At 68.5% G+C, this 26,490-nt stretch carries 31 protein-coding genes; 24 read left to right on the top strand and 7 right to left on the bottom strand.

The window, feature by feature from the left end:
- Positions 1-6: 6 nt before the first annotated feature.
- The 3 genes from JWS13_RS35260 (at position 7) to JWS13_RS35270 (ending at position 2,806) form a co-directional block, all read left to right on the top strand.
- Positions 7-762, top strand: coding sequence for a phosphoglyceromutase (locus JWS13_RS35260; protein WP_206010028.1), 756 nt, complete (start codon positions 7-9; stop codon positions 760-762).
- Positions 763-911: 149 nt separating this feature from the next.
- On the top strand, positions 912-2,120 hold the full coding sequence (locus JWS13_RS35265) for a sensor histidine kinase (RefSeq protein WP_087561671.1): 1,209 nt from the start codon (positions 912-914) through the stop codon (positions 2,118-2,120).
- The gene (locus JWS13_RS35270; protein ID WP_072939844.1) at positions 2,117-2,806 is read left to right on the top strand and encodes a response regulator transcription factor; all 690 of its coding nucleotides are present in this window, start codon (positions 2,117-2,119) and stop codon (positions 2,804-2,806) included. The genes JWS13_RS35265 and JWS13_RS35270 overlap by 4 nt, the downstream gene beginning before the upstream one ends.
- Positions 2,807-2,906: 100 nt before the next feature.
- Here JWS13_RS35270 and JWS13_RS35275 read toward each other — a convergent pair whose 3' ends face one another.
- Both JWS13_RS35275 and JWS13_RS35280 read right to left on the bottom strand, forming a co-directional pair.
- Positions 2,907-3,242: a hypothetical protein gene (locus JWS13_RS35275; protein WP_087561669.1), complete on the bottom strand. Its 336-nt coding sequence runs from the start codon at positions 3,240-3,242 to the stop codon at positions 2,907-2,909.
- Positions 3,243-3,311: 69 nt separating this feature from the next.
- Entirely contained in the window at positions 3,312-4,097 is a 786-nt protein-coding gene (locus JWS13_RS35280; protein ID WP_124395132.1) for a DUF3109 family protein, read from the bottom strand.
- 66 nt (positions 4,098-4,163) lie between these two features.
- On the opposite strand from JWS13_RS35280, the gene JWS13_RS35285 reads away from it, so the two are divergent.
- The 10 genes from JWS13_RS35285 to JWS13_RS35330 all read left to right on the top strand — a co-directional run bounded on the left by JWS13_RS35285 (position 4,164) and on the right by JWS13_RS35330 (position 12,656).
- Positions 4,164-5,117 carry a Ppx/GppA family phosphatase gene (locus tag JWS13_RS35285; protein WP_124395131.1) on the top strand — a complete coding sequence of 318 codons (954 nt, stop codon included), beginning with the start codon at positions 4,164-4,166 and terminating at the stop codon, positions 5,115-5,117.
- The gene (locus tag JWS13_RS35290) at positions 5,114-6,373 is read left to right on the top strand and encodes a hypothetical protein (protein WP_206010029.1); all 1,260 of its coding nucleotides are present in this window, start codon (positions 5,114-5,116) and stop codon (positions 6,371-6,373) included. The genes JWS13_RS35285 and JWS13_RS35290 overlap by 4 nt, the downstream gene beginning before the upstream one ends.
- Before the next feature lie 7 nt (positions 6,374-6,380).
- Positions 6,381-7,322 (top strand): sugar phosphate isomerase/epimerase family protein, encoded by a 942-nt coding sequence (locus JWS13_RS35295; RefSeq protein ID WP_206010030.1) that lies wholly within the window; start codon positions 6,381-6,383, stop codon positions 7,320-7,322.
- An 84-nt stretch (positions 7,323-7,406) separates the two neighbouring features.
- On the top strand, positions 7,407-8,042 hold the full coding sequence (locus tag JWS13_RS35300) for a MerR family transcriptional regulator (protein WP_206010031.1): 636 nt from the start codon (positions 7,407-7,409) through the stop codon (positions 8,040-8,042).
- Positions 8,039-8,881 carry a thioesterase family protein gene (locus tag JWS13_RS35305; protein WP_206010032.1) on the top strand — a complete coding sequence of 281 codons (843 nt, stop codon included), beginning with the start codon at positions 8,039-8,041 and terminating at the stop codon, positions 8,879-8,881. Before JWS13_RS35300 ends, JWS13_RS35305 begins: the two co-directional genes overlap by 4 nt.
- Before the next feature lie 36 nt (positions 8,882-8,917).
- Positions 8,918-9,733, top strand: coding sequence for a pyrroline-5-carboxylate reductase (proC, locus tag JWS13_RS35310; protein ID WP_206010033.1), 816 nt, complete (start codon positions 8,918-8,920; stop codon positions 9,731-9,733).
- Between the two features lie 125 nt (positions 9,734-9,858).
- Positions 9,859-10,095 (top strand): helix-turn-helix domain-containing protein, encoded by a 237-nt coding sequence (locus JWS13_RS35315; protein ID WP_005258384.1) that lies wholly within the window; start codon positions 9,859-9,861, stop codon positions 10,093-10,095.
- A gap of 199 nt (positions 10,096-10,294) precedes the next feature.
- Positions 10,295-10,396, top strand: coding sequence for a 30S ribosomal protein bS22 (locus JWS13_RS35320; protein ID WP_003402602.1), 102 nt, complete (start codon positions 10,295-10,297; stop codon positions 10,394-10,396).
- 200 nt (positions 10,397-10,596) lie between these two features.
- A complete protein-coding gene (locus tag JWS13_RS35325; RefSeq protein ID WP_124395140.1) occupies positions 10,597-11,640 on the top strand; it encodes an NAD-dependent epimerase/dehydratase family protein in 1,044 nt (347 codons plus the stop codon).
- The gene (locus JWS13_RS35330; protein ID WP_206010034.1) at positions 11,637-12,656 is read left to right on the top strand and encodes a lysophospholipid acyltransferase family protein; all 1,020 of its coding nucleotides are present in this window, start codon (positions 11,637-11,639) and stop codon (positions 12,654-12,656) included. The genes JWS13_RS35325 and JWS13_RS35330 overlap by 4 nt, the downstream gene beginning before the upstream one ends.
- Before the next feature lie 15 nt (positions 12,657-12,671).
- Here the strand turns inward: JWS13_RS35330 and JWS13_RS35335 are convergent, their stop codons facing one another.
- Positions 12,672-13,658, bottom strand: a complete 987-nt coding sequence (locus tag JWS13_RS35335) for an HAD family hydrolase (protein WP_160102014.1) — start codon at positions 13,656-13,658, stop codon at positions 12,672-12,674.
- Between the two features lie 179 nt (positions 13,659-13,837).
- On the opposite strand from JWS13_RS35335, the gene JWS13_RS35340 reads away from it, so the two are divergent.
- The 9 genes from JWS13_RS35340 (at position 13,838) to JWS13_RS35380 (ending at position 21,888) form a co-directional block, all read left to right on the top strand.
- Positions 13,838-14,098 carry a glutaredoxin family protein gene (locus tag JWS13_RS35340; RefSeq protein WP_012688935.1) on the top strand — a complete coding sequence of 87 codons (261 nt, stop codon included), beginning with the start codon at positions 13,838-13,840 and terminating at the stop codon, positions 14,096-14,098.
- Between the two features lie 140 nt (positions 14,099-14,238).
- Positions 14,239-15,093, top strand: coding sequence for a redox-sensing transcriptional repressor Rex (locus tag JWS13_RS35345; protein ID WP_206010035.1), 855 nt, complete (start codon positions 14,239-14,241; stop codon positions 15,091-15,093).
- Positions 15,090-16,526: a glutamyl-tRNA reductase gene (locus JWS13_RS35350; protein ID WP_206010036.1), complete on the top strand. Its 1,437-nt coding sequence runs from the start codon at positions 15,090-15,092 to the stop codon at positions 16,524-16,526. Before JWS13_RS35345 ends, JWS13_RS35350 begins: the two co-directional genes overlap by 4 nt.
- Positions 16,523-17,488: a hydroxymethylbilane synthase gene (gene hemC / locus JWS13_RS35355; RefSeq protein ID WP_087561655.1), complete on the top strand. Its 966-nt coding sequence runs from the start codon at positions 16,523-16,525 to the stop codon at positions 17,486-17,488. Before JWS13_RS35350 ends, hemC begins: the two co-directional genes overlap by 4 nt.
- Positions 17,489-17,563: 75 nt before the next feature.
- On the top strand, positions 17,564-19,129 hold the full coding sequence (locus JWS13_RS35360) for a bifunctional uroporphyrinogen-III C-methyltransferase/uroporphyrinogen-III synthase (RefSeq protein ID WP_005251986.1): 1,566 nt from the start codon (positions 17,564-17,566) through the stop codon (positions 19,127-19,129).
- Positions 19,130-19,207: 78 nt separating this feature from the next.
- Positions 19,208-20,182: a porphobilinogen synthase gene (gene hemB, locus JWS13_RS35365; protein WP_124395139.1), complete on the top strand. Its 975-nt coding sequence runs from the start codon at positions 19,208-19,210 to the stop codon at positions 20,180-20,182.
- A gap of 28 nt (positions 20,183-20,210) precedes the next feature.
- Positions 20,211-20,816, top strand: a complete 606-nt coding sequence (locus JWS13_RS35370; RefSeq protein ID WP_206010037.1) for a hypothetical protein — start codon at positions 20,211-20,213, stop codon at positions 20,814-20,816.
- 257 nt (positions 20,817-21,073) lie between these two features.
- Positions 21,074-21,556, top strand: coding sequence for a hypothetical protein (locus JWS13_RS35375; RefSeq protein WP_124395119.1), 483 nt, complete (start codon positions 21,074-21,076; stop codon positions 21,554-21,556).
- Complete coding sequence (locus JWS13_RS35380; RefSeq protein WP_206010038.1) at positions 21,553-21,888, top strand: hypothetical protein; 336 nt, start codon at positions 21,553-21,555, stop codon at positions 21,886-21,888. The genes JWS13_RS35375 and JWS13_RS35380 overlap by 4 nt, the downstream gene beginning before the upstream one ends.
- On the opposite strand, the gene JWS13_RS35385 is transcribed toward JWS13_RS35380, so the two are convergent.
- Positions 21,820-23,766: an acyl-CoA dehydrogenase family protein gene (locus JWS13_RS35385; protein WP_206010039.1), complete on the bottom strand. Its 1,947-nt coding sequence runs from the start codon at positions 23,764-23,766 to the stop codon at positions 21,820-21,822. The two genes, JWS13_RS35380 and JWS13_RS35385, sit on opposite strands and share 69 nt — an antisense overlap.
- Positions 23,767-23,836: 70 nt before the next feature.
- Here JWS13_RS35385 and JWS13_RS35390 point away from each other — a divergent pair, with 70 nt between their 5' ends.
- Positions 23,837-24,079: a DUF3099 domain-containing protein gene (locus JWS13_RS35390; protein WP_241032459.1), complete on the top strand. Its 243-nt coding sequence runs from the start codon at positions 23,837-23,839 to the stop codon at positions 24,077-24,079.
- Between the two features lie 4 nt (positions 24,080-24,083).
- On the opposite strand, the gene JWS13_RS35395 is transcribed toward JWS13_RS35390, so the two are convergent.
- Both JWS13_RS35395 and JWS13_RS35400 read right to left on the bottom strand, forming a co-directional pair.
- Positions 24,084-24,587 (bottom strand): DUF427 domain-containing protein, encoded by a 504-nt coding sequence (locus JWS13_RS35395; protein ID WP_206010040.1) that lies wholly within the window; start codon positions 24,585-24,587, stop codon positions 24,084-24,086.
- Positions 24,584-25,441 (bottom strand): alpha/beta fold hydrolase, encoded by an 858-nt coding sequence (locus JWS13_RS35400; RefSeq protein ID WP_206010041.1) that lies wholly within the window; start codon positions 25,439-25,441, stop codon positions 24,584-24,586. Before JWS13_RS35400 ends, JWS13_RS35395 begins: the two co-directional genes overlap by 4 nt.
- Positions 25,442-25,517: 76 nt before the next feature.
- On the opposite strand from JWS13_RS35400, the gene JWS13_RS35405 reads away from it, so the two are divergent.
- Positions 25,518-25,976, top strand: a complete 459-nt coding sequence (locus JWS13_RS35405; protein WP_206010042.1) for a MarR family winged helix-turn-helix transcriptional regulator — start codon at positions 25,518-25,520, stop codon at positions 25,974-25,976.
- On the opposite strand, the gene JWS13_RS35410 is transcribed toward JWS13_RS35405, so the two are convergent.
- Positions 25,973-26,452, bottom strand: coding sequence for an Lrp/AsnC family transcriptional regulator (locus tag JWS13_RS35410; RefSeq protein WP_206010043.1), 480 nt, complete (start codon positions 26,450-26,452; stop codon positions 25,973-25,975). The two genes, JWS13_RS35405 and JWS13_RS35410, sit on opposite strands and share 4 nt — an antisense overlap.
- Between the last annotated feature and the right edge of the window lie 38 nt (positions 26,453-26,490).

Here is a 26,490-nt window from a genome sequence, read left to right on the forward strand (position 1 = left end):
GCCAGGATGAACGGCATGAGTACCGGAACCCTTGTGCTGCTCCGCCACGGCGAGAGCGAATGGAATGCGCTCAACTTGTTCACCGGCTGGGTGGACGTCCACCTGACCGATAAGGGCATCGCCGAGGGCAAGCGCGCCGGCGAATTGCTGCTCGAGCACGATCTGCTCCCCGACGTGCTGTACACGTCGCTGCTGCGCCGCGCCATCAGCACCGCCAACATCGCACTCGACACGGCAGACCGGCACTGGATTCCCGTCATCCGCGACTGGCGTCTCAACGAGCGCCACTACGGCGCCCTGCAGGGACGCAACAAGGCGCAGGTCAAGGACAAGTACGGCGACGAGCAGTTCATGCTGTGGCGCCGCAGCTACGACACCCCGCCGCCCACGATCGAGCCGGGCAGCGAGTACAGCCAGGACACCGATCCCCGCTACGCGAACCTCGACGAGGTCCCGCTCACGGAGTGCCTGAAGGACGTCGTCGTCCGCCTGATCCCGTACTGGGAAGAGACCATCTCGGCCGACCTGTTGGCCGGCAAGACCGTCCTGATCACCGCGCACGGCAACTCGCTGCGCGCCCTCGTCAAGCACCTCGACGGAATCTCCGACGAGGACATCGCCGGGCTGAACATCCCCACGGGCATCCCGCTGCGCTACGACCTGGACGAGAACCTGAAGCCGCTCAACCCCGGCGGCACCTACCTGGACCCCGAGGCCGCCGCCGCAGGCGCCGCCGCGGTCGCGAACCAGGGCGGAAAGTAACCCGTGCAACCGGCCGGACGTCCCGTTCGCGGGACGTCCGGCCAACAGCAGGTTAACTGCGGACGAAGACTCCGGTTCCCGCGTGTGACGTGCGCGGAAATGCCTGGACCCTGCGTAACCGGCCCGCCGCGCGAACGTACGATTCAGGCGTGAGTGTTGTTCAAGCCGTCTTGCTTGCCATCGTGGGCGGCTTCGTCGGTTACCTCGTCGGTGGCGTGCTGATCCCCATGCTGTCCACCCGGCAGGCGCAGCGAATGGAAGAGACGTCGGGGCTCACGATGTCGCAGGTCCTCGACCTGATCGTGCTGGCATCCGAGAGCGGCATCGCCGTGGTCGACCAGTTCCACGACGTCGTCCTGTTCAACCCCCGCGCCGAAGAGCTGGGCCTGGTGCGGAACCGGCTCGTCGACGACCGTGCGTGGGTGGCGGCGCTCCGCGTCCTCGAAACCGGCGAACCCGTCGAGGTCGACCTGAGCACCAAGACCCCGCAGCGGGGACGCGACCGGATCGCGGTGCGCGGCACCGCACGCCTGCTCAGCAAGGAAGACCACAACTTCGTGGTCCTGTTCGCCGACGACGACTCCGAGCAGGTGCGGATGGAAGCGACCCGCCGCGACTTCGTCGCCAACGTCAGCCACGAACTCAAGACCCCCGTCGGCGCGATGGGACTGCTGGCGGAGGCGCTCCTCGAATCGGCGGACGACCCCGAGTCGGTCCGGCACTTCGGCGAACGCGTGCTCGGTGAATCCGTCCGGCTCGGCAAGATGGTCACCGAACTGATCGCGCTGTCCCGGCTGCAGGGCGCCGAGAAACTGCCCGACCTCGAGGCCGTTTCCGTCGATGAAGTGGTCGACGAGGCCCTGCAGCGGTGCAAGATCTCCGCGGAAGCCGCAGGCATCGCCGTCACCACGGACCACCACAGCGGCTACGAAGTGCTCGGCGACCGCGCGCTGCTCGTCACCGCGCTGTCCAACCTGGTGCAGAACGCCATCGCCTATTCGCCGAAGGGATCGCCGGTCTCGGTGAGCCGGTCCATCCGCGGCGACAATGTGGCGATCTCGGTGACCGACCGCGGCGAAGGCATCGCCAAGGCCGACCAGGAACGCGTCTTCGAACGTTTCTTCCGCGTCGACAAGGCACGGGCCCGGGCGACCGGCGGAACGGGACTCGGCCTCGCGATCGTCAAGCACGTGGCCGCCAACCACAACGGATCGATCGACCTGTGGAGCAAGCCCGGAACAGGTTCGACGTTTACCCTGCAGATTCCTGCACACATCGAGACAGTAGAGACGAACGGCGGGGACGCCGACGGCGGAACTGTCGGGAGGAGAGAAACCGGTATGGAGGCCAAGCGATGACAAGTGTGCTGATCGTGGAAGACGAGGAGTCACTGGCCGACCCATTGGCCTTCCTGCTCCGCAAGGAAGGATTCGAGACGACGATCGTCGGCGACGGACCGTCCGCGCTCGCCGAATTCGACCGGGCCGGTGCCGACATCGTCCTCCTCGACCTCATGCTGCCCGGCATGAGCGGCACGGACGTCTGCAAGCAACTTCGCAGCCGATCCGGTGTCCCCGTCATCATGGTGACGGCACGGGACAGCGAGATCGACAAGGTGGTGGGCCTCGAACTCGGCGCCGACGACTACGTCACCAAGCCGTACTCCGCGCGGGAACTGATCGCCCGCATCCGCGCGGTGCTGCGCCGAGGCGTAGACAGCGAACTCGACGTCGCGCAGGACTCGGCCGTCCTCGAGGCCGGACCGGTCCGGATGGACGTCGAACGGCACGTGGTCCAGGTGAACGGCGATGCCGTCACGCTACCGCTCAAGGAGTTCGACCTCCTCGAGTACCTGCTGCGGAACTCGGGCCGGGTGCTCACCCGCGGACAGTTGATCGACCGGGTGTGGGGAGCGGACTACGTCGGCGACACCAAGACCCTCGACGTGCACGTCAAGCGTCTGCGCTCGAAGATCGAGACCGACCCGGCCAAGCCTGAACACCTCGTCACAGTCCGCGGGCTGGGCTACAAACTGGAGGCGTGAGCGGACGCCGATCCGCGACAGTTGCGCACGAATTCGTCAGCCGCACAGGCAATTGCCGGTGCGGCTGACGAATTCGTGGGCTTTGTCGGACGGGCGTCGGTCAGAACGGGTTGTACACGTAGACACCGCGGAACGGCGCGGAGATGATCTGCGTGATCGCGTGCTCGCGGCCCTGGTCGTCGAACTGCCTGCAGTAGACGGCGACGTAGTGTCCGTCGCCCTTGCACTCGATGACCCGGCCGGTTCCGTACGGGCTCAGCACGAGCGCGCGGTCGCCCTTGTCGCCGAACGCGCCGGGATCGAACGGTGCGACGAAGTTCGCCGTCTTGTCGTAGAAGGTGTTCCAGTCCGGGGTCGGGTCGGCGGACGCCGTCGGCGCGAGGGCGAGCGTGGCAGCGGCGGTCAGCAGGGCACCGGTCAGAATGCGAGCGAACATGGTCTCTCCCGTCGTGGCTGTGCCCGGAATGGGGCCGTGACGGCTAAATCGACCGGTGGGTCCGATCCGTTACCCGGCGGCCTTCTTCTGCGCGGCCACGGTGGCGGGGTGGACGGCGACGAGTCCGAGGCCTGCCCTGCGCTTGCACAGCTTCGCCAATTCCGCGTACGCGGCCTTGCCGAGCAGTTCCGTCAACTCCGGCGCGTACGACTGCCAGACGGCCTTGGCGCCCACGTGGGCGTCGGGTGAGCCCGAGCAGTACCAGTCCAGGTCCGAGCCGCCCTCACCCCAGCCGCGCCGGTCGTACTCGGTGATGGTGGTCTTGAGGATCTGCTCGCCGTCCGGACGTTCCACCCACTCCTGGGTGCGGCGGATCGGGAGCTGCCAGCACACGTCGGGCTTGACCTCGAGCGGCTCGATCCCGCGCTTGAGTGCCATCGAGTGCAGCGCGCAACCGACGCCGCCCTCGAAGCCGGGGCGGTTCAGGAAGATGCAGGCTCCCTGATACCGGCGGGTGCGCAGCGCGGGCTCGTCCTCGAGGTCGTCCTCCTCGATGTATCCCTTCTTGCCGAGCCCCTTCTCCATGAACTGCCAGTCCTCGGGTGTGAGCAGCTTCACTGACTTGTTCAGCTTCTCCAGATCCTCCTCGTCGGAGAGGAACGCGCCGTGCGAACAGCAGCCGTCGTCCGGTCGGTCGCCGATGATGCCCTGGCAGGCCGGGGTGCCGAACACGCAGGTCCAGTGGGATAGCAGCCACGTCATGTCCGCGGCGATGAGGTGCTCGGCGTTGTCGGGATCGGGAAATTCGACCCATTCGCGAGCGAAGTCGAGGGGTACTTCGGGGCTGGGTGTCATCTTGTGTGAACGCCCTGCGTTACGTGCTGTCACAAAGCCCGACGGTAGACCCAGTACCGTGTCAATGTGCGACTAGGGGTACTCGACGTCGGAAGCAACACCGTCCATCTTCTCGTAGTGGACGCCCACAGGGGCGGCCACCCCACACCGATGAGTTCGACCAAGTCGACTCTGAGGCTGGCGGAGAACACCGACGACAGGGGTGACATCACCACTCAGGGTGCAGATCGCCTGGTCACGACGGTGGCAGACTTCTCCAGCATCGCGAGGACATCCGGGTGCGGTGAACTCATGGCGTTCGCGACGTCCGCCGTCCGCGACGCCAACAACTCGGACGACGTGCTGGCGCGCGTCCACGACGAGACCGGCGTGACGCTCGAGGTCCTGTCGGGTGTCGACGAGGCGCGGCTGACGTTCCTCGCCGTGCGCCGCTGGTTCGGCTGGAGTGCGGGCCGCATCCTGAACCTCGACATCGGCGGCGGATCCCTCGAACTGACGACGGGCGGCGACGAGGACCCGGACGTCGCGCTGTCGCTGCAACTCGGCGCGGGACGGCTCACTCGGGACTGGCTCGAGGAGGACCCGCCGGGCAAGCGCCGCGTGGCCGTGCTGAGGGACTGGCTGGACGCAGAACTGACCGTCCCGTCGAAGGAACTGCGCGCGGCGGGGCAGTGGGACCGGGCCGTCGGCACGTCCAAGACGTTCCGCTCGCTGGCCCGGCTGACGGGCGCCGCACCGTCCGGTGCCGGCCCGCGGGTCAAGCGCACGCTCACCGCCAGCGGTCTCAGGCAACTCATAGCTTTCATTTCGCGGATGACGGCCTCGGACCGTGCAGAATTAGAAGGGGTGAGCTCCGACAGGTCGCAGCAGATCGTGGCTGGAGCACTCGTTGCGGAGGCCAGCATGAGAGCACTGGGCGTGGAGGAACTCGAAATCTGCCCCTGGGCTCTGCGCGAGGGTTTGATCCTCCGCAAGCTCGATACGGAAATGGGCGGTGAATTGATGGTGGGTGCTCGATGACCGAGGACAGTCAGCAGATCTCTGTGTCAGAACTGCTCAAACGCAACGGGCAACAGGTGGAGTCCCGCGGCGGGCGGCGTCGGCGCGGCGTCGCGGGAGGAATCTCCGTCGCCGAGTTGACCGGTGAAATTCCGGTGGTCCGGGATCCGTCCGATTCGCGGGCACTCGAACCCGAACCGGAGCAGGAACCCGCCGCGCCCGAGCCGTCACGCACGCCCGCGCCGGCAACGCCGTCCGCGCGCGCCGACGAGCGCACGGCGGCCTTCAAGGCTCCGGTCGACGACAGCGACGAGGACGACGACGAGCCCATCGCCAGTCGCCCCGCCGGCCGCGGCCGCGCCGTGGTGTCGGGCGGGACGTCGCGCGATCACCAGGGAACGTGGGTCAGCCGCGCAGTCCGGAAGGAACCGCCTGCGCCCGAGGCCGCGGCTTCTGCACCGGCACCGACCGTTGCCGCCCCGGCCGTGAAGAAGCCGGAGCCGGCGCCGACCGTCGCGGCTCCGCGTGTGACACCGGCGCCGAAGACCGAAACCCCGGCCAAGCCCGAAACCCCGGCCAAGCCCGACACAGCGGCCGAGGCCGTACCGGCCGCGAAGTCCGACGCACCGGCGAAGCCCGAGGCTCCGGCGAAATCCGGAGCCCCCGCGAAGGCGCAAAGCGCGGCGAAGGGTGCCGCAGCGGCGTCGAACGGCGCGTCGAAGTTCGTGAAGACACCGAAGCCGGAGGCTCCCGCCAAGGCGAAGCCGGAACCCGCGCTGCTGTCCGGATCGACGCTGGCCGGCGACCTGATGCGCCAGTCCCGGGACTCGGATGCGGCGAACGCGGCCGAGCAGACGGATCTCATCGAGGCCGCCACCGGCGAGGCGGACACCGAGAAGCGTGACGGCGACACGCAGAAGTCCGAGACCCCGCGCCGTTCCCGCAAGGAGGCGAAGGCAGAGAAGGCCGAGGCCGCGAAAGCGGAGAAGGCAGGCAAGGACGAGGCCGGCGAGAACTCCACCCGCGAGTGGGTCGTTCTCATCGGTCAGGGCGTCGTGGCCGTGATCGCCGGGGCCCTGCTCTTCAAGGGTTTCGAGAAGCTGTGGGACGTCTTCCCGTGGGTCGCGCTGATTCTGGCGCTGCTCGTCATCGTGGGCCTGGTCGCCATGGTCCGCATCCTGCGCCGCACCGACGACATCACCAGCTTCGTGATCGCCGTCGTCGTCGGGATGATCGTCACTCTGGGGCCGTTAGCCTTCATGCTTGCGTCGGGCTGAGTTGCTCATGGTCGGGGACAATGGGCACGAGCAGGTTCGACGGTCACCGCCTGGGCGGAAGGTACTGGTGGGCCTGTCGACGGCCTCGGTGTACCCGGAGAACACCGAGGCGGCCTTCCGGTACGCGGCCGATCTGGGATACGACGGCGTCGAACTGATGGTGTGGGCCGAATCGGTCAGCCAGGACGCCGCCGCCGTGGCCGCGCTGGTGCGCAGGTACGCGATCCCGGTCCAGGCGATCCACGCGCCGTGCCTGCTCATCTCGCAGCGGGTGTGGGGCGCCGACCCGGTCGCGAAGCTGGAGCGTTCCGTCCGCACCGCAGAATCGCTCGGGGCGACGAGCGTCGTGGTGCACCCCCCGTTCCGCTGGCAGCGCCGGTACGCCGACGGCTTCGCCGATCAGGTGGCCGACCTGGAACAGCGCAGCGACGTGATCGTCGCGGTCGAGAACATGTTCCCCATGCGGGCGGACGGCTTCTTCGGCAGCAAGGAGAGATCCGCCCAGAGGTTGCGGCGGCGCGGCGGACCCGGGGCGGCGCTGTCGGCGTTCAGCCCGTCCTACGACCCCACCGATTCGGGGCACGCCCACTACACGCTCGACCTGTCGCACACGGCCACGGCCGGGATGGATGCGATGAAACTGGCGGAGCGGATGGGGGAGGGCCTCGCGCATCTCCACCTCGCCGACGGCCGGGGTGCGTCGATGGACGAGCACCTCATTCCCGGTCACGGCGCCCAGCCCTGCGCGCAGCTGTGCCGGCACCTCGTCGACACCGGGTTCGACGGGCAGGCGGTGGTCGAGATCAACACGCAGAACGCCCGCACGCAGCGGGAACGGTCGTCGATGCTCGCGCAGGCACTGGCCTTCGCCCGTGAACACCTCGAACCGGGCCGCGCCGCGTCGGGATCGCCGCGCAGCCACTCCGGTGGCGATCACGACGACACCTGAGGTGTCTGCCGGGTTTCTCCTCCGGTAAGCTGGTGGCAACATTGGATAGTTTCAGTATCCAGTCGAGCCGCCGAAGGAGGGGCCGTGCGCGTTTCCGAGTTGGTCGCCCGCACCGGCGTTCCGCTCGCGACGGTGAAGTACTACCTGCGCGAGGGTCTGCTGATGCCCGGCGAGGCGACGAGCGCCACCCAGGCCCGGTACGGCGAGGAGCACGTACAGCGCCTGGGCCTGGTCAAGGCGCTGGCCGGAGCCGGACTGCCGATTCCCCGCATCCGGGAGATACTCCGCCTCGTCGACCACCCCGACGGCTCGCTGTTCGACGTGCTCGGCCAGGCCATCGCGCAACTCCCGCCCTACCTCGACACCCCCGCCGACGACGCCGACGAGTTCCCGCGAGCCCGCGCCGTCCTCGACAGGCTCGGGCAGGTGTACGACCCCCGGTACGTGGCGGTCGGTCAGCTCGAACGTGCCCTCGCGGCACTCGAGGAAGCCGGCATCCCGATGACCGAGGAGCGACTCGACGCCTACGGGCGCCACGTGCGCGGGATCGCCGAGATCGACATCGGGCTCATGCCCACCGCATCGGCCGAGGACGCGATCCGGTACGCGGTGCTCGGCACGGCCGTCTACGAGCCGGTGATCGCCGCGATGCGCCGGCTCGCACACCAGGACGTCGCGCAGAAGCGTCTCCGGAACCCCGAAGAACAGGACCAGCAGTGAGCTCAACTCCCTTCCACGATCTCAACGTCCTCACCGCTGCCGGTGACGGGATGTACCGGGCGTCGATCGACCCGATCTGGACGATCGGCCCCAAGGTGCACGGCGGCTCGATGATGTCGCTCTGCGCCGCTGCCGCCCGCAGGCGACTGCTCGACGAGACCGGCGACGCCGGGCCGTCCCGGGTGCAGCCCCTCGCGGTCGGGGCCAACTACCTGTCCGCCCCCGATCCGGGTGAGGTGACGCTGTCGACGACGGTGCGCAAGCAGGGCAAGCAGGTGTCGTTCGTCGATGTGGAGCTGACGCAGGGCGACCGCGTCGCCGTACACGCGTCGGTCACGCTCGGTGTCCCCGACGTGGGGGAACCGCAGTACAGCGGGGACCACGCCCTGGCGCAGCTCCCGGTGGAACCGCCCGCCGACGCCGTCGTGCTCACGGCCGACCACCCGATGGGGCAGATCGTCCACGTGGCCCAGGGCTGCGACATGCGGGTGGACGGGACGTCGGCGCACTTCCTGACCGGCAACCAGGGCGAACCCGAGGTCCGCATGTGGGTGCGACCGCGCGCAGGCGACGAGAGCGATCCCGACACGGCGGCGCTGTTCGCGATCATGACCGGCGACATCAGCGCCCCCGTGACGATGAACCGCGGCATGTTCGGCTGGGCGCCCACGGTCCAGCTGACCACCTACCTGCGCAGGCAGCCCGCGCCGGGCTGGCTGCGCGTGATGGCCAGCAGCACGGTGCTCGGCGGCGCCTGGTTCGAGGAGGACCACACCGTCCTCGACTCGACCGGGGCGATCGTCGTGCAGAGCCGGCAACTGGCGATGATCCCCCGCTAGGAGGGCGCCGCAGAGCGTCGTGGCAGGCTGTTCGCCATGACGAGAATTGCGGTAATCGGAGGCGGCAAGATCGGCGAGGCCCTCATCTCGGGGCTTCTGCAGGCAGGTCACGCCGTCAAGGATCTGGTGGTGGCCGAGCAGCACCCGGCGCGCGCCGACGAGCTGGCCGCGGCGTACTCGGTGCGGGTCACCACTCCCACCGACGCCGCCGAAGGCGCCGACGTCATCGTGATGGCCGTCAAGCCGGGAGACGTCGAGTCCGCGCTCACCGAGGTGTCCAAGGTCGAACTCGACGGCGAGCGCGAGCAGTTGCTCGTCTCGCTCGCTGCCGGCATCCCCACCGCCTTCTACGAGACGAGACTGCCCGCCGGGTTCCCCGTGGTCCGGGTCATGCCCAACACGCCCATGCTGGTCGGTGAGGGCGTCAGCGTGCTCGCGCCCGGCAGGCACGTGAAGAAGGAACACCTCGACCTGGTCCGCGGCGTCCTGTCGTCGGTCGGCAAGGTCGTCGTCGTTCCCGAATCGCAGATAGACGCCGTCACCGCAGTCTCCGGCTCCGGTCCGGCCTATTTCTTCCTTGTCGCCGAGGCGATGATCGACGCGGGCGTGGGGCTCGGACTGACCCGGGCGACCGCGACCGAGCTGGTCGTGCAGACCATGGTCGGCTCCGCGGCCATGCTGGACAGGTCGGGGGAGAGCGCGACCGAACTTCGTGCCGCCGTGACTTCGCCCGGCGGAACCACCGCGGCGGCAATCCGCCGTCTGGAGGGAAACGGACTCCGAACAGCATTTTTCGACGCCCTCGAAGCCGCGAAAATTCGTTCTGCCGAACTCGGCACGACGACCGAATGAATATTCGATTGCCCACACCCGTCGCAGTAACCCCATCCGTCCCGCTAAGCTCGAAGTAGCACGTGCGTGTCTGTTCCGCCGGAGGGGAAGCCGGCGGCGCGAGACGTGCCGGAGGTAAGTGGTTGATGACGTCTGCAAAAAAGCCGTCCAAGGGCTCGGCCCCGGACGGACAACCGGCACTGGCCGGAACGCAATTTCTCACCGTCGCCGAGGTAGCGACGCTGATGAGAGTGTCCAAGATGACTGTGTACCGGTTGGTGCACAGCGGCGAACTGCCCGCCGTCCGCGTGGGCCGTTCGTTCAGAGTGCATGCGAAAGCAGTGCACGACTACCTCGAAACCTCGTACTTCGACGCCGGTTGACCGATCGGCACGAAGAGGGTCATCGACCTCGGTTTCCGGGGAGACGACCTACACCGGTACGATTAGCGACTGTCGTACCAGCCAGCTGGTGTCGTAAGGCGCTGAGCTAGTTAAAACGAGGCCCAGGCGCCAGAGTGGCGCGAGCGTACGTGATCGGCGTGCGCAGGAACGCTAGAGAAGAACGTGAGGGACACCCGCTATGGGTTCAGTGATCAAGAAGCGACGCAAGCGCATGTCGAAGAAGAAGCACCGTAAGCTGCTTCGCCGCACCCGAGTGCAGCGCAGGAAACTCGGTAAGTAAAGAGTTGCGTCTGGATGCCCGTCACCTCCGGTGGCGGGCATCCTTCGTTTCACGGCGGGCCCGTCGCGTATTGGGCGACCGACCAATTGTCGTTGTGCGGAGCGCCATCCCCCTCCTGCACGTATCGTTGACGTCACTCGCTACGTGATCGGGGGTCCTTAGTGGTTGTGAGTGACGAAGACAGTACTACGCGGACGGCGGTGCCGCGCGTCGTGCTGGTCACTGGGGCAAGCAGATTTCTGGGTGGATACCTCGTCACCCGGCTCGCTCAGAATCCGGCCATCGAGCGGGTGATCGCGGTGGACGCGGTGTCGCCGAGCAAGGACATGTTGCGCCGCATGGGCCGCGCCGAGTTCGTGCGCGCCGACATTCGGAATCCCTTGATCGGCAAGGTCATTCGCAACGCCGAGGTCGACACCGTCGTGCACGCGTCGACGTTGGCGCGCCCGCCGAAGTCGGGTAGTCGCGCGGCCATGAAAGACATGAACGTCATCGGCGCGATGCAGTTGTTCGCCGTCTGCCAGAAGGCCCCGAGCGTCCGTAAGGTCGTGTTGCGTTCGGCCTCCGTGGTCTACGGCTGCAGCGCCAAGGACCCGGCCAAGTTCACCGAGGAGATGAGCGCCCGGCGCCGCCCCGCGGGCGCGTACGCGCGGGACTGCATCGAGATCGAGGGGTATCTGCGCGGAATGGGTCGCAGGCGCCCCGACATCGACGTGTCGATCGTCCGCCTAGCACCGCTGGTCGGGCCGCGACTGAACGCGACGGTCGCGCAGTACCTCACCTCACCGGTCGTGCCGACCATTCTCGGACGGGACGCACGCCTGCAGGTCCTGCACGAGGAGGACGCGCTGGCCGCACTGGAACGGGCCACGGTGTCGGGTCCGGCGGGCACGTTCAACGTCGCGGGCGACGGCGTCGTCATGATGTCGCAGGCCATCCGCCGCGCCGGGCGGATCGAGGTCCCGATGCCGTTCGCGTTGTTCCGCAACCTCGGGCGTGCGCTGATGGGTCCGGTGATGCGGTCGTACACCACCGAGCAACTCGAATACTTTCATTTCGGTTGCGGACTGGACACCACGCGCATGCGAACCGAACTATCCTTCGAGCCACGGTGGACCTCGATGCAGGCACTCGACGACTTCGCTCGTGCTGCCGGCGTCAAGGCGATCATCAAGAACGAATGGGTCGACGCAGCAGAGAACGCACTACTCGCTCTTACCGGCACGGCGAAAGGGGAGAGGTGAACGAAGTGGCGAAGGTCATTCCGTTGCACGGTGCGACAGCCGCGCGCGGGACCGCTATCGGACGTTCGAGGCGTGAGCAGAGCGAGAGCAGACATCCGTCCGCGATGCCGCCGCCCGCCGTGATCACCCCACCGGAGCCGATTACCGAGTCGTCGGCCGTCGACGCCGTGCGCCACGCCCTGGCCGAGCAGATCGTCAACACCGCCGAGTTCCTGCGCCGCCGGCTCTCGGGCGACTATCACGTCGACGACTTCGGCTACGACCCCCACTTCGCCGAGAACGTGTGGCTGCCCATCCTGCGTCCGCTGTTCGACAAGTGGTTCCGCGTCGAGGTCAGCGGTATCGAGAACATCCCGTCGACCGGCGGTGCGCTGGTGGTCGCGAACCATGCCGGTGTGCTGCCCATCGACGGCCTGATGACCTCGGTCGCCGTTCACGACCATCACCCCGCGCATCGCCCGCTGCGGATGCTGGCCGCCGATATGGCGTTCGAGATGCCGCTGGTCGGTGGTGTCGCCCGCAAGGCCGGGCACACACTCGCGTGCCATCCGGACGCCGTGCGCCTGCTGCAGGACGGGGAGGTCGCGGCCGTGTTCCCCGAAGGTTTCAAGGGCATCGGCAAACCGTTCAGCGAACGCTACAAGTTGCAGCGGTTCGGCCGTGGTGGCTTCGTGTCCGCCGCCATGCGGACCGGTGCGCCGATCATTCCGTGCTCGATCGTGGGGTCCGAGGAGATCTACCCGAAGATCGGTGAACTCGGGACGCTCGCCCGGCTGCTGGGGATGCCGTACTTCCCGGTCACCCCGCTCTTCCCGCACTTCGGCCCGCTCGGCCTCGTGCCGCTGCCGTCGAAGTGGTACATCGAGTTCGGTAAGCCGATCGTCACCGACACGTACGACGCGTCGGCGGCCGACGACCCGATGGAACTGTTCGAGGTCACCGACCATGTCCGGGAGACCATCCAGCAGACGCTGTACCGGCTCCTGGCGAAGCGCCGGAACGTGTTCCTGGGCTGAGCCGCGGCGGGCGGCTCAGGCCGCCTGTTCGCGGCGTCGCGCGACGATGGCCGCGAGTGCGCCGCCTGCCGCGCCGAGGAGCAGCGCGGTGGGGACGCCGATCTTGGCGGCCTTGCGTCCGGTCCGGAAGTCGCGGATCTCCCAGCCCCGGTTCTTGGCCAGCTCACGCAGGTCGGTGTCGGGGTTGATCGCGACCGCGGTCCCGACGAGCGACAGCATCGGCACGTCGTTGTGGCTGTCCGAGTAGGCGGTGCAGCGCTTGAGGTTGAGGCCCTCGCGGACCGCCAGGGCGCGCACGGCGTGCGCCTTGCCGAGGCCGTGCAGAATGTCGCCGACCAGACGTCCGGTGAACATCCCGTCCTCGCTCTCGGCGACCGTGCCGAGGGCGCCGGTGAGACCGAGACGCTTCGCGATGACCTGAGCCAGCTCCACCGGGGTCGCGGTGACCAGCCACACCTGCTGTCCGGCGTCGAGGTGCATCTGTGCCAGCGCCCGGGTGCCGGGCCAGATCTTGTCGGCGATGACCTCGTCGTAGATCTCCTCACCGAGCCGGGCGAGTTCGGCCGTCGACCGTCCGGAGACGAACGACAGGGCCTTCTCGCGGCCGGAGGCGACGTCGTCGCTGCTCTCCTTGCCGGTGATGCGGAACTTGACCTGCTTCCACGCGAAGTCGACGAGGTCGGAGGTCTTCAGATACTTCCGGGCGGCGAGTCCGCGCGCGAAGTGGATGATCGAGGCGCCCTGGACCATGGTGTTGTCGACGTCGAAGAACGCGGCAGCCGTCAGGTCGAGGGGAACGTCGTGCTCGACCAGCTCGGTGTCCTCGCCGGACGCGACGTGCAGAGCGAGGGCTGCGTCGGCGCTCGCCTCACCTGCGACGTTGGCACGTACCTCGGCTTCGCTGGGTCCCAGCGGATTCCTGAACTGGCGCCGGCCCGGGAGGATGATCCCCGCCAGACCTGAACCGAAACCCGAGCCGTTCGGTAGTGATCGCGCAGGCACTCGCACCTCCCGTATCGCAGAAGCCTCTGGGAGCAGCCTATCCCCCGAATCGGGGACGGGGCGGACGGATGGCCCCGCAGGGGGAACTGTGTGACGTTCATCTCCGAGCCGATTGGCGTCCGCGGACCCCGAAACGGCACAGTGACTCCACCGGAGGCGTCGAAAGGAAGTGACGGGGCATGAGCACGGGCGGACACGAGGTGACGCTTCTCACGAGGGCGGGGTGCGGTGCGTGCGCGCCGGCCCGCGAGCGGTTGCTGGTTCTGTGCGAGGAGTTCGGGCTGGAACTGACGTGCATAGACGTCGACGAGGCGGCGGCCACGGACCCCGAAATCCGGGCCGAATTCGGCGACCGATTGCCGGTGGTGTTGCTCGACGGACGTGAGCACAGTTACTGGGAGGTCGACGAAGAGCGCCTTCGCTCGGATTTACGCAAGTAAGGGAACCCTAAAAGTGGGATCTTCCGATGCCGTGCAGGTAGGACCGCATGTCGCGCAGTCGCAGCGACTTTGTGCATGGGTTCACAAGCAGTTACCGTGGTGTGAACAATTCCCCGGAGCATCGTGAAGAACGGCATCGAATGCCGGTCGGACGAGGAGCCAACGACGTGACCGAAACGCACCAGACGCATGGGTCTGTGGCCCCTGGCGTCACGGGGGCGGTCGGGCGGTCTGTGGTCGGGTCACCGGCCCCCTCGGTCACCGGCGCGGCCCCGCTCCCCGAATCGCGGGACATCCCCCAGGCTACGGTGACGCGCCTCGCGACGTACCTGCGGGTCCTCGGAGTGCTGACCGAACGCGGCACGATCATCGTCTCGAGCGAGGAACTCGCCGCCGCCTCCGGTGTCGGCTCCGCGAAGCTTCGCAAGGACCTTTCCTTCCTGGGGCCGAACGGCGTGCGCGGCGTCGGCTACGACGTGACGCGCCTGCGGGCCCGCATCGAGCGGGCGCTCGGCCTGGACCGCGGACACAAGGTGGTGCTCGTCGGCGTCGGCAACCTCGGCCAGGCGCTCGCCGGCTACGGCGGGTTCGGTCGTCGCGGGTTCTCCATGGTCGGACTGTTCGACAGCGACCCGGCGCGGGTCGGTGCGCCGGTGGGCGACCTCACCGTGCGGCACGTCGACGAACTCGAGCAGGCCTGCGCCGAACTCGAGGCCACCATCGGCGTCATCTCGACCCCCGACGAGGCGGCGCAGGAAGTCGCCGACCGCCTCGTGCGCGCCGGACTGCGCTGCATCCTCAGCTTCTCGCCCACCTCCCTCGACGTCCCCGACCACGTCGAGATGCGCCGCGTCGACCTCGCGGTCGAAATGCAGGTCCTGTCGTTCAACAGCGCACGCAACACGGAATCGGTACCCACCGCTCCGCGCGTGCGCATCGGACATTCGGCTGTCCCGTCCACCGCACCAAGAAACGGATCAGTGATCGCGCCGTGAGTGTTCTGCTTGTCGGGGTCTCGCACAGGACGGCCCCGGTGCCGGTTCTCGAGCGGGTGGCTGTCACCGACACCGATCGCCCGAAGTTGACGGACAAGCTTCTGGCGTCGTCGCACATCTCGGAGGCGATGATCGTCTCCACCTGCAACCGGGTGGAGATCTACGCCGTCGTCGATGCGTTCCACGGTGCGCTCGCCGAGGTCGGCGAACTGCTCGCCGACCATTCGGGGCTCGATCTGACCGATCTGCACCGGCACGCGTACGTCCGGTACAGCGAGGCTGCGGCGGAGCACCTGTTCGCCGTGGCCAGTGGTCTCGACTCGATGGTGATCGGCGAGCAGCAGATCCTGGGGCAGATCCGGACCGCGTACGCGTCTTCCGACGCCCAGCAGGCCGCGGGCCGCACGCTGCACGAACTCGCGCAGCAGGCGCTGCGCGTCGGCAAGCGGGTGCACTCGGAGACCGGCATCGACTCCGCGGGCGCGTCCGTCGTGTCCGTGGCCCTCGACCGCGCCGCCGGCATCGTCGGCGCAGGCGGACTGACCGGACGCACCGCCGTCGTGGTCGGCGCCGGATCGATGGGCGGCCTGTCCGTCGCACACCTCACGCGCGCCGGGATCGGCCGCATCGTCGTCGTGAACCGCACCAAGGAGCGTGCCGAACACCTCGCCGACACGGCCCGGTCCAACGGTGTCGCGGCGGAGGCTCTCGAACTGGCCGAACTCCCGGACGCGATGGCCCAGGCAGATGTCCTCGTGACCTGTACCGGCGCGGTCGGCGCCGTCGTCACGCTCGCGGACACCCACCGCGCGCTGGCACAGCCCGGCCGCGACTCCGAACGCCCCCTCGTCATCTGCGACCTCGGACTGCCCCGCGACGTGGAACCCGCCGTGTCGGGTCTGCCCGGGGTCACCGTCCTCGACATGGAATCGCTGCAGCGCGATCCCGCCGCGGGCGCGGCCGCATCCGACGCGGACGCCGCGCGGACGATCGTCGCCGCCGAACTCGCCAACTACCTCGCGGGCCAGCGGCTGGCGGAGGTCACGCCGACCGTCACGGCCCTGCGCCAGCGCGCGGCGGACGTGGTCGAGGCGGAGCTGCTGCGACTGGATTCGCGTCTGCCCGGACTCGACGATCCCGAGCGCGACGAGGTCGCGCGCACGGTCCGGCGAGTGGTCGACAAGCTCCTGCACGCGCCCACCGTCCGGGTGAAGCAGCTCGCCTCCGCGCCCGGTGGCGACTCCTACGCCGCCGCCCTGCGCGAACTGTTCGAACTCAGCCCCGGATCCGTCGAGGCCGTCGCGAAGCCCACCGAACTCGGTGGCGCCGACCTGAGCGCTATCGACATCACGGACGGCTTCTTCGCAGGCCAGGACCCGCTCCTGCGCCGCTTCGTCACAGACGACAACCATGGGAAGGAATCGCAGGCATGAGCGCCGTCGGCACCCGTACGCTGCGGATCGGAACCCGTGGCAGTGAGCTCGCGACCACCCAGGCCGGAACCGTGCGCGACGCACTGATCTCGGCCGGGCACGACGCCGAACTCGTCATCATCAAGACCAAGGGCGACCAGTCCATGGAATCGGTGGAGAAGATCGGTGTCGGCGTCTTCACCGCCGAACTCCGGGAAGCGCTCGCCGACGGCCGGGTCGACGTGGCCGTCCACTCCTACAAGGACCTGCCGACCGCCCGCGACGAGCGGTTCACGATCGCGGCCATCCCGCCGCGCGAGGATCCCCGCGACGCACTCGTGGCGCGCGACGGACTGGTCCTCGGTGAGCTGCCCGCCGGTTCGAAGGTCGGCACGTCCGCACCCCGGCGCACGTCGCAGTTGCGGGCTCTGGGCCTCGGCCTCGACATCCAGCCGCTGCGCGGCAACCTGCAGCGTCGCCTCGGCAAGGTCGAATCCGGCGAACTCGACGCCGTCGTCCTGGCCCGGGCCGGCCTGGCGCGGATCGGCCGACTGGACCTGATCACCGAGTCCCTCGAACCGGTCCAGATGCTGCCCGCGCCCGCGCAGGGCGCGCTCGCCGTCGAATGCCTGTCGGTCAACACGGCACTTGTCGCGATCCTGTCCGAGCTCGACGACCCGAACAGCCGCGCCGCCGTCACGGCGGAACGCGCCTTGCTCGCGGAACTCGAGGCCGGCTGCACCGCGCCTGTCGGCGCCATCGCCGAGGTCGTCGAATCCCTCGACGACGACGGCCGCATCTTCGACGAATTGTCCGTCCGGGGCTGCGCCGCGGCCATCGACGGTTCCGACGTCATACGCACGGGGGCCGTGGGCTCCCCGGAGAACGCCGAAGAACTCGGCCGCTCCGTCGCGCGGGAGCTTCTCGAGCTCGGTGCGCGGGAGCTGATGAATGTCACCGAGGCCGGTGATGCCGATGTTTGATGTGCGAAGGCCGACTGATCGGCCGATCCGCTTCCTGTACCCATCTCGACACATGATCGCACTGGAGAATTACCGATGAGCCGAGTCCGTAAGAACACCCCCGGACGAATCCTGTTCGTGGGATCCGGACCGGGCGATCCGGCACTGCTCACCGTGCACGCACGGGACGTCCTTGCCGCAGCCACCCTCGCCTTCACCGACCCCGACGTCGACAAGGGCGTCACCGTCCTCGTGGGCACCGACCTCGGCGTCGACGCCGAGACCGGTGAGCCGCTCGCCGAGGTCCGTCCCGCGCTGGGTGAGCCGGCGGAGGTCGCGAAGACCCTCGTCCACGAGGCGCGGAACGGCCACGACGTCGTGCGTTTGGTGTCCGGCGACCCGCTGACCACCGACTCCGTGATCGCCGAGGTCACCGCCGTCGCCCGCACCCAGGTGCAGTTCGAGGTCCTGCCGGGCCTGCCGTCCGCGTCCGCCGTCCCGTCCTACGCCGGTATGGCACTGGGATCGGGACACACCGAGGCCGACGTCCGCGGCGAGGTCGACTGGGCCGCCCTGGCCGCCGCACCCGGACCGCTGGTCCTGCATGCCACGTCGGGTCACCTCGCCGAGACGGCGAGCGCGCTCGTCGAGCACGGTCTGGCCCCGCAGACCCCGGCCGCCATCACCGTCCGCGGCACCACCCGGCAGCAGCGCACCGTGGAGGCCACCCTCGCGACGTTGAACGAGGCCGGTTCCGAACTGGTCGGTTCGCTGGTAGTGACGGTCGGCAAGGTCGTCGCCCAGCGCAACAAGATGTCCTGGTGGGAGTCGCGCGCGCTGTACGGCTGGAAGGTCCTGGTGCCGCGCACCAAGGATCAGGCAGGCGAGATGAGCGACCGCCTCGTCACCCACGGCGCCATCCCGATCGAGGTGCCCACCATCGCCGTCGAGCCGCCCCGCAGCCCGGCGCAGATGGAACGGTCCGTGAAGGGCCTCGTCGACGGCCGCTACCAGTGGGTGGTCTTCACCTCCACCAACGCGGTGCGTGCGGTGTGGGAGAAGTTCGAGGAGTTCGGGCTCGACGCCCGCGCATTCTCCGGCGTCAAGATCGCCTGCATCGGTGAGGCCACCGCCGCCAAGGTGCGCTCGTTCGGAATCAACCCCGAACTCGTGCCGTCCGGTGAGCAGTCGAGCGAGGGCCTGCTGGCCGAATTCGCCCCGTACGACGACGTTTTCGACCCGGTCAACCGGGTTCTGCTGCCCCGCGCCGACATCGCCACCGAGACCCTCGCCGAGGGCCTGCGCGAACGCGGCTGGGAAATCGACGATGTCACCGCGTACCGCACGGTCCGGGCCGCGCCGCCGCCGGCCGAGACCCGCGAGATGATCAAGACCGGTGGGTTCGACGCCGTCTGCTTCACCTCGTCCTCGACGGTCCGCAACCTCGTCGGCATCGCCGGAAAGCCGCACGCGCGCACCCTCGTTGCCTGCATCGGTCCGAAGACTGCCGAGACGGCCATCGAGTTCGGCCTGCGCGTGGACGTGCAGCCGGAGACCGCTCAGGTCGGCCCGCTGGTGGAGGCTCTCGCAGAGCACGCCGCGCGCCTGCGCGCCGAGGGTGCACTGCCCCCGCCGCGCAAGAAGTCCCGCGCACGGCGATAGGCGCTACGCACCTGTGAGTGGTTGAGGAGTCCAGGCACTCCTCAACCACTCACGGGCCCGACGAAGGAGGGCATGTCCTTGTTCCCGACCCACCGGCCGCGACGGCTCCGCAGGACGCCGGCGCTGCGCCGGCTCGTGGCCGAGACTTCGCTCGAGCCACGGCATCTCGTGCTGCCGATGTTCGTCGCGGACGGGATCGACGAGCCTCGTGAGATCTCGTCGATGCCCGGCGTGTTCCAGCACACCCCCGACTCGCTGCGGCGGGCGGCCACGGAAGCGGCCGAGGCGGGGCTCGGTGGGCTCATGCTCTTCGGGGTGCCGCGTCCCGACGACAAGGACGCCGAGGGTTCGGGCGCGTCCGATCCGGACGGCATCCTGAACCGCGGATTGCGCTGGCTCGCTGACGAAGTCGGCGACGCTACGGTGATCATGGCGGACACCTGCCTGGACGAGTTCACCGACCACGGCCACTGCGGTGTTCTCGACGCGAACGGTGCGGTGGACAACGACCTCACGTTGCAGCGGTACGTCGACATGGCGGTCGCGCAGGCCGAGGCCGGTGCGCATCTGCTCGGGCCGAGCGGCATGATGGACGGCCAGGTCGGCGCCATCCGGAAGGCGCTCGACGGCGCGGGCTACACCGACGTCGGTCAGCTCGCGTACTCGGCGAAGTACGCCTCCGCGTTCTACGGGCCGTTCCGTGAAGCGGTGGGCTCGTCGTTGCAGGGCGACCGCCGTACGTATCAACAGGATTCGGCGAACCGTCGCGAATCGTTGCGTGAAGTGGAACTCGACATCGACGAGGGTGCCGACATGGTGATGGTGAAGCCGGCGATGTCCTACCTGGACATCCTGCGCGAGACGGCGGACCGCTCTCCGGTGCCCGTTGCGGCGTATCAGATCTCGGGTGAGTACTCGATGATCACGGCCGCCGCGCAGAACGGCTGGATCGACCGGGACGCCGCGATCCTCGAATCGCTCACCAGCATCCGTCGCGCGGGCGCCGACGTCGTGCTGACGTACTGGGCGACCGAAGCGGCGGGCTGGTTGTGATCGCCGCGCAGGCGGATACGGTGGTGCCATGACCCAGCAGTGGCCACCGACACCGCCGCACCAGGCCCCGCATCAGCAGGGCCCGTCGCAGCACAATTTCCCGTACCCCCCGCCGGTGCCGCAGCCGGAGCCCGAACGTCCGGCACCGGTCGACGTGGGCACCGCGGCCCAGTTGCTGTGGGCGGTGGCCGTGCTCGGCCTGATCCAGGCGCTGGGCGCGATGGTTCTGGTGGTGGGGGAGAAGTCGACGTTCGTCGACGAACTGATGAAGAACCCCAGCTTCACGTCCGGCGAGGTCGACATGACCCGCGACAGCGTGGAGAAGCTGTTCTACGTGGGTATCGGGTTCACGGTCGTCCTCATCCTGATCCTCACCGGGCTCTTCCTCCTGTTCGTGCACTTCATGCGGAAGGGCCGGAACTGGGCCAGGATGCTGATCACCATCGCGTGCGTGATGATGGTGGTGTGGACGATCCCGGTGCTCTTCGGCATCGGATCGGACGGAAGCGGTTCCGCGCTCGCACTCGGCGGCGTGCAGATCCTGCAGGCCGTGGTGGCCGTCGGCGCCGTCGTGCTGATGCACCGGAAGGAATCCAACAGCTACTTCCTGAGGTTGCCCCCCTCCGCCGAGTAGCTTCGATTTGCTCGTGAAATATAAAGATGTACCGTGAAGTACGTCACAAGAGGTAGAACGGCAGACTTCATTTCGACCGAAGGACTTTTCTCCATGCGCGCTGACGATCGAGCACACGGGTCTCGCAAAGAAGCAATGATGTTCGCGATCATCGTGGCCTTCGTGCTGCTGACTCTGTTGCTCGTCGTGATCCCCGGCGTCCTCTCCTGACGAGCCCCACGTTTTCCTCGCGGACCGCGATGTCGCAGGATGAGCGTGTGAGCGAACCAGCCGTCCTGTTCACTGAGCCGGGCGCCCGCTGGCGGATGGTGGCGTTCGGTCCGGTGTTCTGCCTGATCGCCTTGATCATCGAACTCCTGACCGGCCCTGTGGTGCACTGGTTCGCGCTGTCGCTGTTCGCGGTGCTGCTCAGCGGGTTCGTCTACGTGCAGGTGGTGGCCGCCCGCAGGCATGCGAGCGTCGAACTCACGACGTCGTCGTTGCGGCAGGGCACCGAAGACCTGCCGATCGCCGAGATTCTGAAGATCATGCCCCCCGCCGACCCCGAGTCGTACGAGCAGCAGCCGTGGGAAACCGCCCGGAGTCTCGGTGAACTGTCCGCGGTTCCGCGGCGCCGGAAGGGCATCGGACTGCGACTGCGGGGAGGCGCCCTGGTGCAGGCGTGGGCGAAGGACGATGTGGCACTGCGCGCGCAACTCGAATCGCTGCTCGCGAAGTCGGCGGGAGGATCCGCCGAATGAACCGCCGGACCGTGACGGCGGCAGCGGAGTGGTTCGGCGCGGTGGCCGCCCTCGCCGTCGCAGTGTGGTGCTGGAACCACGCCCGGTTCACATCGGAATTCGGTCCCGTCGCGCCGGGAGCGCCCTCGTTCGAGGGCACCGCGTATTCGGGGTCGTGGATCGCCGTCGCCGCGGGGCTGGTGGCGGTCGCCGGACTGCTGGTGATCGATTCGGTGCGCCGGCTGCGGCGCGGCCCGGCGGGCGAACCCGCCGAGCCGGCCTCGTCACCGGAAGATCTGGGTCTTGCGGACGGTGTCGGTCCCGGGACCGTCGAGCATCGCGGAGCCGAGTAGCGCCTCGGGAACCCCGAGCCCCTCGATCAGCGTCTGCGCGTGCGGCCGCAACGACCGGCACCGCTCGTTGATTCCCCGCTGCACCGCCTTCGACCGCTCCACCGACAGCTGCCGGTGTTCCATGAACCACGCCTTGTCCTCTTCGATCACGCTCAGCGCGTAGAGGTCGCAGACATCGCTCAGCAGGTCGCGGGCCTCGTCGTCCTCGCACTCGTCGATGCCCGCGACGAACGCCTCGAGCACGACCCGGTCGATGTGGGCCTGCGCGGCGTGCAGCACATGGTCCTGCACGAAATTGAAGGCGTCGAACGGGTTCTCCTCACGCTTCTGCGCACCCTGCAGGCGGCGGGCGGCGGTCGAGAGCAGGTACTGCTCCCGATCCTCGAACATCGTGAGCTGGGTGCCGCGGTTGAAGAGGCTGCCGTCCTCCTCGTTGTCCTGACGGGTGTCGAGGATCGTCTGGATGATCTGCTGTGCGGCGGTGCGCTTCTTGACGACGTCGGAGACCGTCGTGGCCGCGAACCGCATCCATTCGACGGGGCTCATGCCGCGCACCTCGTCCGCGTACGACGTGAGCAGTTCCTTGGCCACCAGCTGGGTCAGGACGTGGTTGTCGCCCTCGAACGTGGTGAACACGTCCGTGTCCGCCTTCAGTGCCGTGAGCCGGTTCTCGGCCATGTACCCGGCGCCGCCGCACGCTTCCCGCGCCTCCTGGATCGCGCGGGTGGCGTGCCAGGTGTTCGCCACCTTGAGCCCGGCGGCGCGGCCCTCGAGTTCGCGCTGTTCCTGAGGGTCGGCGTCGTCCCGGCTCTGGATCTCGTGCATCTTCGCGACGAGCTCGTTCTGGGCGAATTGCAGTGCGTAGGAGCGTGCGATCAGGGGGAACAGCCTGCGCTGATGGACGAGGTAATCCATGAGCAGCACTTCGTCTTCGGCCTGCGGTGCGTTGAACTGCCTGCGCTGCAAGGCATATCGCGTGGCGATCGCCAGCGCGACACGGGCGGCGGCGCCCGCGGACCCGCCGACGGTGACGCGTCCGCGCACGAGAGTGCCCACCATCGTGAAGAAGCGGCGGTTCGCGTTGTCGATCGGCGACGTGTACGTGCCGTCCGGCTCGACGTCGGCGTACTTGTTGAGCAGGTTCTCCCGCGGAATTCGCACCTGGTCGAACGTGATTCGGCCGTTGTCGACGCCGGGGAGGCCGCCCTTGTATCCGCAGTCCGAGGTGTGGACGCCGGGGAGGTCGTTGCCGTCCTCGTCCCGGATCGGCACCACGAAGCAGTGCACGCCCCGGGACTCGCCGCCCGTGATCAACTGCGCGAACACCGCGGCCGTCGTCGCGTGCTGTGCCGCGCCGCCGATGTAGTCCTTGCGGGAGGACGGTGTGGGGGAATGGACGACGAATTCGGCCGTGTCGGGGTCGTACGTGGCGGTGGTCTCGAGCGCCTGCACGTCGCTGCCGTGACCCGTCTCGGTCATCGCGAAACACCCCAGCAGATCCAGGTCGACGAGACGCTTCACGTACGCCTCGTGATGACGCGCCGTGCCGAGGTTCTCGATCGCGCCGCCGAACAGTCCCCACTGCACGCCGGCCTTGACCATCAGCGACAGGTCGGACATCGCCAGCATCTCGATGCTCGTGACGGCGGCGCCGGCGTCACCGGTGCCGCCGTGGTCCTTCGCGAATCCGGCGGCCGCGTAGCCGTTGCTTGCGAGCAGGCGCAACTGTGCCAGCGTCTTCGCGCGGGCCTCGTCGAGGTCGGGGGTGTAGTGCGGGGCGAAGTCGGGGGTGCCGGACAATTCCGCCCTGACGCGCTCGCGTACCTCCCGCCAGCGTCCGTCGAGTGTGCTTCTCAGGTGGTCAGCTGTGGTGGCCATGACTCGACACTAGACGGCCCCCGCGAGGGGTTGTGCGGTTCGGTTCGCCGGTGCCGGGTACTCCTGCCTGGTGAGTGCTCACCGCCATCCGATCAGCATCACCAGTGCGTCGGTGTCACTGGACGAACGGCATCGGCTGCGGGTGCGCCGGTACGTGATCGTGTCGGCAGGCAGGCTTCTCGCATTCGTGCTGTCGGCGGTGGTCTACGGACTCACCGGCAACCCATGGCTGGCGGTGGGGGTCATCGGGATGTCGATTCCCCTGCCGTGGTTCGTCGCCCTCGTCGTCGACGACCTGCCGCCGTGGGGGTAAGGGTTCACCAGAAACGACTGCCGGGTCCGCCCTTGAACGGGCCGGCCACCCGATCGGTGATCCAGCCGCCGTAGAAGCCCCCTGTCTGGGGTCGCGCCCGCTCGCCGTCGACGAAACAGCCGTCCATCGAAACCGGCGTGACCGCCACGTGGCCGAGGAGGAGGTCGTAGCGGGCAACCGGCCGCGGATAGTGCCACGCCGCACGCTCGGCGACGTGCTCGCCCGCGACGACGTCGAAATAATCCGCCCGCCCCTTCCACTCGCACACCGTGCTGCCGGCGACCGGACGCAGGACGCCGTCGGCGAAGCACGACCGCGGCAGGTAGTACGTCGGCGGGTGGCTCGTCTCGAGCACTTGCAACGAGGTGCGGGTGCGTGCGACGAGTTGGCCGCCGAACCACACCTCCACCAACTCGTCGCTCCGCCGGACCGCGGGCGGACGCGGGTAGTCCCACACCGACTCCTGCCCCGGACCGACGGGGTCCGGCACCGGACGGCCGCTCGTCACGGCAGATCCGCCGACGCGGTGATCACGGTGCGGTCCGGGTCACGCCAGAACGCGGTGATCACGTCGGCGAGCGTGCCCGGATCCGCGATCAGCGGTGTGACGTGGCCGGCGCCGTCCACCGTGGTGGCCGCGGCGTGCGGCATCGTCGCCGCGGCGGCCCGTGCCTGCTCGAGGGAGATCATCGTGTCTGCGCGGGGGACGATCATCAGCGTCGGTGCCGCGATCCGGGGGAGCAGGGGGTCCAGCCCCTCTCGGTGCAGCATGACCGACTGCATCGCCTCGTGCATGCCACGCCGCGGCGACTGCCGGAATGTCCGGGAGACGGCTTGGAACTGTTGCGGGTGCGTCCGTGAAAGCTCCTTGCCGAGAAGGACGTTCATCACCGCGGTCGTGAGCGGTGGAACCGGCCCGGCGAGGCGGTAGGCCCACACCATCGGCACGATCCGGGCGCGTTCCCGGCGGGTGAGGGCTTGGGTCGGCGTCCCGATCGTGACGACGGTGCGGCACCGGTCGGGACTGTGGGCGGCCGCGACGAGTCCGACGTGCCCACCCCACGCATTGCCCACCCAGTCGACTGGTTCGGTGACGTCGAGCACGTCGAGGACGGCGACGGCTGCCGCGGCGCACTCCTCCACCGTGAACCGTCGCTGCACGGCGGTGCTCGCCCCGTGGCCGGGTCCGTCGATCGAGATCAGCTGCCGGTGCGCGACCAGGTGGCTGCGCAGGGGAGCCCACGTCGTCGAGTCGACGAACAGGCTGTGCCACAGGACAGTGGGCGGTCCGCTGCCGGTGACGTGGACGGCGAGGTTCCCGACGCTCGTCGGGATCGTGCGGGTGATCGTTCGTGTGTCCATGGGATGCCCCAGGTGAGTGTCTTCGAGAATTGCTTCGGAAACCGAAACTTCGGTAACCGTAGTATTCTCCTGTGTCATGGAACGGTCAAGAGGTCTGCCGACCGATCGGCCGGCGGTAGGGCAGTTGCTCGTCCGTCTGCTGCACGAGTTCCGCCGGGAGCTGAGCGAGCCCATGGCCGAGCGGGGGTACGGCGACATCCGGCCACCGCATCTGCAGATCTTCGGCAACATCGGCTGGGACGGGCGGCGGCTGACCGAAATCGCCGCCCTGGCCGAATTGAGTCTGTCCGCCACGTCCGAACTGATCAATGATCTCGCGGAACTCGGGTACGTCGAGCGGGTGCCGGACACGCGGGACCGGCGGGCCAAACTCGTCGTCCCGACCGCGCGCGGGCGGCAGGCGCTGCAGGACGCCGCCGTCCGGGTCGCCGAGATCGAGCACCACTGGGGCAGCCTCGTCGGCCACGACCGTTTCGACGACGCCTGTCACCTGCTCAGTTCGCTGCTCGACGAGCTGAGTCCCGAGGACCGCTAGGCAGGCGGCGGAGCGACCGCTGCGCGGACGAGCTGGTCGTGCCGCAGCGCGATCTGGGTCTGCGTCGCGATGACCGTCGACGAACGAAGGACGTTGTGCCCGTCGACGATCGAGTTGATCACCCGCTGCAGGTCGGCGTGGGTGCGGGCCACCACCCGGACGAGGACGTCGCCGGCGCCGGTGATCGTGTGCGCCTCGAGCACTTCGGGTATGGCGCTCAGGTGCTCGACGACCGCGGCGTGCCCGTTGCCCTGGGCGATCTCGAGGGTGGCGAACGCGACGACCGGAAACCCGAGCGCCTCCGGGTCGAGGGTCGGTGCCGAACTGGTGATCACGCCGGTGCGTTCGAGCCGGTCGAGTCGCGCCTGGACGGTGCCGCGGGCCACTCCCAGGCGTCGCGAGGCCTCGAGCACCCCGACCTTCGGTTCGGCGTGGAGCAGGTCCAGCAGTGCGGCGTCGAGTTGATCGATGTTCATGGCGTCCCTGGTCAATATGTAGGGTCGATCCGTATTTT

It is taken from the genome of Rhodococcus pseudokoreensis (assembly GCF_017068395.1).
Taxonomy (GTDB): Bacteria; Actinomycetota; Actinomycetes; order Mycobacteriales; family Mycobacteriaceae; genus Rhodococcus_F; species Rhodococcus_F pseudokoreensis.

Coding starts and splice junctions, on each gene's coding strand:
- JWS13_RS35260 (WP_206010028.1), top strand. CDS start 7: ATGAACGGCATGAGTACCGGAACCCTTGTGCTGCTCCGCCACGGCGAG.
- JWS13_RS35270 (WP_072939844.1), top strand. CDS start 2,117: ATGACAAGTGTGCTGATCGTGGAAGACGAGGAGTCACTGGCCGACCCA.
- JWS13_RS35275 (WP_087561669.1), bottom strand. CDS start 3,242: ATGTTCGCTCGCATTCTGACCGGTGCCCTGCTGACCGCCGCTGCCACG.
- JWS13_RS35280 (WP_124395132.1), bottom strand. CDS start 4,097: ATGACACCCAGCCCCGAAGTACCCCTCGACTTCGCTCGCGAATGGGTC.
- JWS13_RS35290 (WP_206010029.1), top strand. CDS start 5,114: ATGACCGAGGACAGTCAGCAGATCTCTGTGTCAGAACTGCTCAAACGC.
- JWS13_RS35295 (WP_206010030.1), top strand. CDS start 6,381: ATGGTCGGGGACAATGGGCACGAGCAGGTTCGACGGTCACCGCCTGGG.
- proC (WP_206010033.1), top strand. CDS start 8,918: ATGACGAGAATTGCGGTAATCGGAGGCGGCAAGATCGGCGAGGCCCTC.
- JWS13_RS35315 (WP_005258384.1), top strand. CDS start 9,859: ATGACGTCTGCAAAAAAGCCGTCCAAGGGCTCGGCCCCGGACGGACAA.
- JWS13_RS35320 (WP_003402602.1), top strand. CDS start 10,295: ATGGGTTCAGTGATCAAGAAGCGACGCAAGCGCATGTCGAAGAAGAAG.
- JWS13_RS35340 (WP_012688935.1), top strand. CDS start 13,838: ATGAGCACGGGCGGACACGAGGTGACGCTTCTCACGAGGGCGGGGTGC.
- JWS13_RS35345 (WP_206010035.1), top strand. CDS start 14,239: ATGCCGGTCGGACGAGGAGCCAACGACGTGACCGAAACGCACCAGACG.
- hemC (WP_087561655.1), top strand. CDS start 16,523: ATGAGCGCCGTCGGCACCCGTACGCTGCGGATCGGAACCCGTGGCAGT.
- JWS13_RS35360 (WP_005251986.1), top strand. CDS start 17,564: ATGAGCCGAGTCCGTAAGAACACCCCCGGACGAATCCTGTTCGTGGGA.
- JWS13_RS35370 (WP_206010037.1), top strand. CDS start 20,211: ATGACCCAGCAGTGGCCACCGACACCGCCGCACCAGGCCCCGCATCAG.
- JWS13_RS35380 (WP_206010038.1), top strand. CDS start 21,553: ATGAACCGCCGGACCGTGACGGCGGCAGCGGAGTGGTTCGGCGCGGTG.
- JWS13_RS35385 (WP_206010039.1), bottom strand. CDS start 23,766: ATGGCCACCACAGCTGACCACCTGAGAAGCACACTCGACGGACGCTGG.
- JWS13_RS35400 (WP_206010041.1), bottom strand. CDS start 25,441: ATGGACACACGAACGATCACCCGCACGATCCCGACGAGCGTCGGGAAC.
- JWS13_RS35405 (WP_206010042.1), top strand. CDS start 25,518: ATGGAACGGTCAAGAGGTCTGCCGACCGATCGGCCGGCGGTAGGGCAG.
- JWS13_RS35410 (WP_206010043.1), bottom strand. CDS start 26,452: ATGAACATCGATCAACTCGACGCCGCACTGCTGGACCTGCTCCACGCC.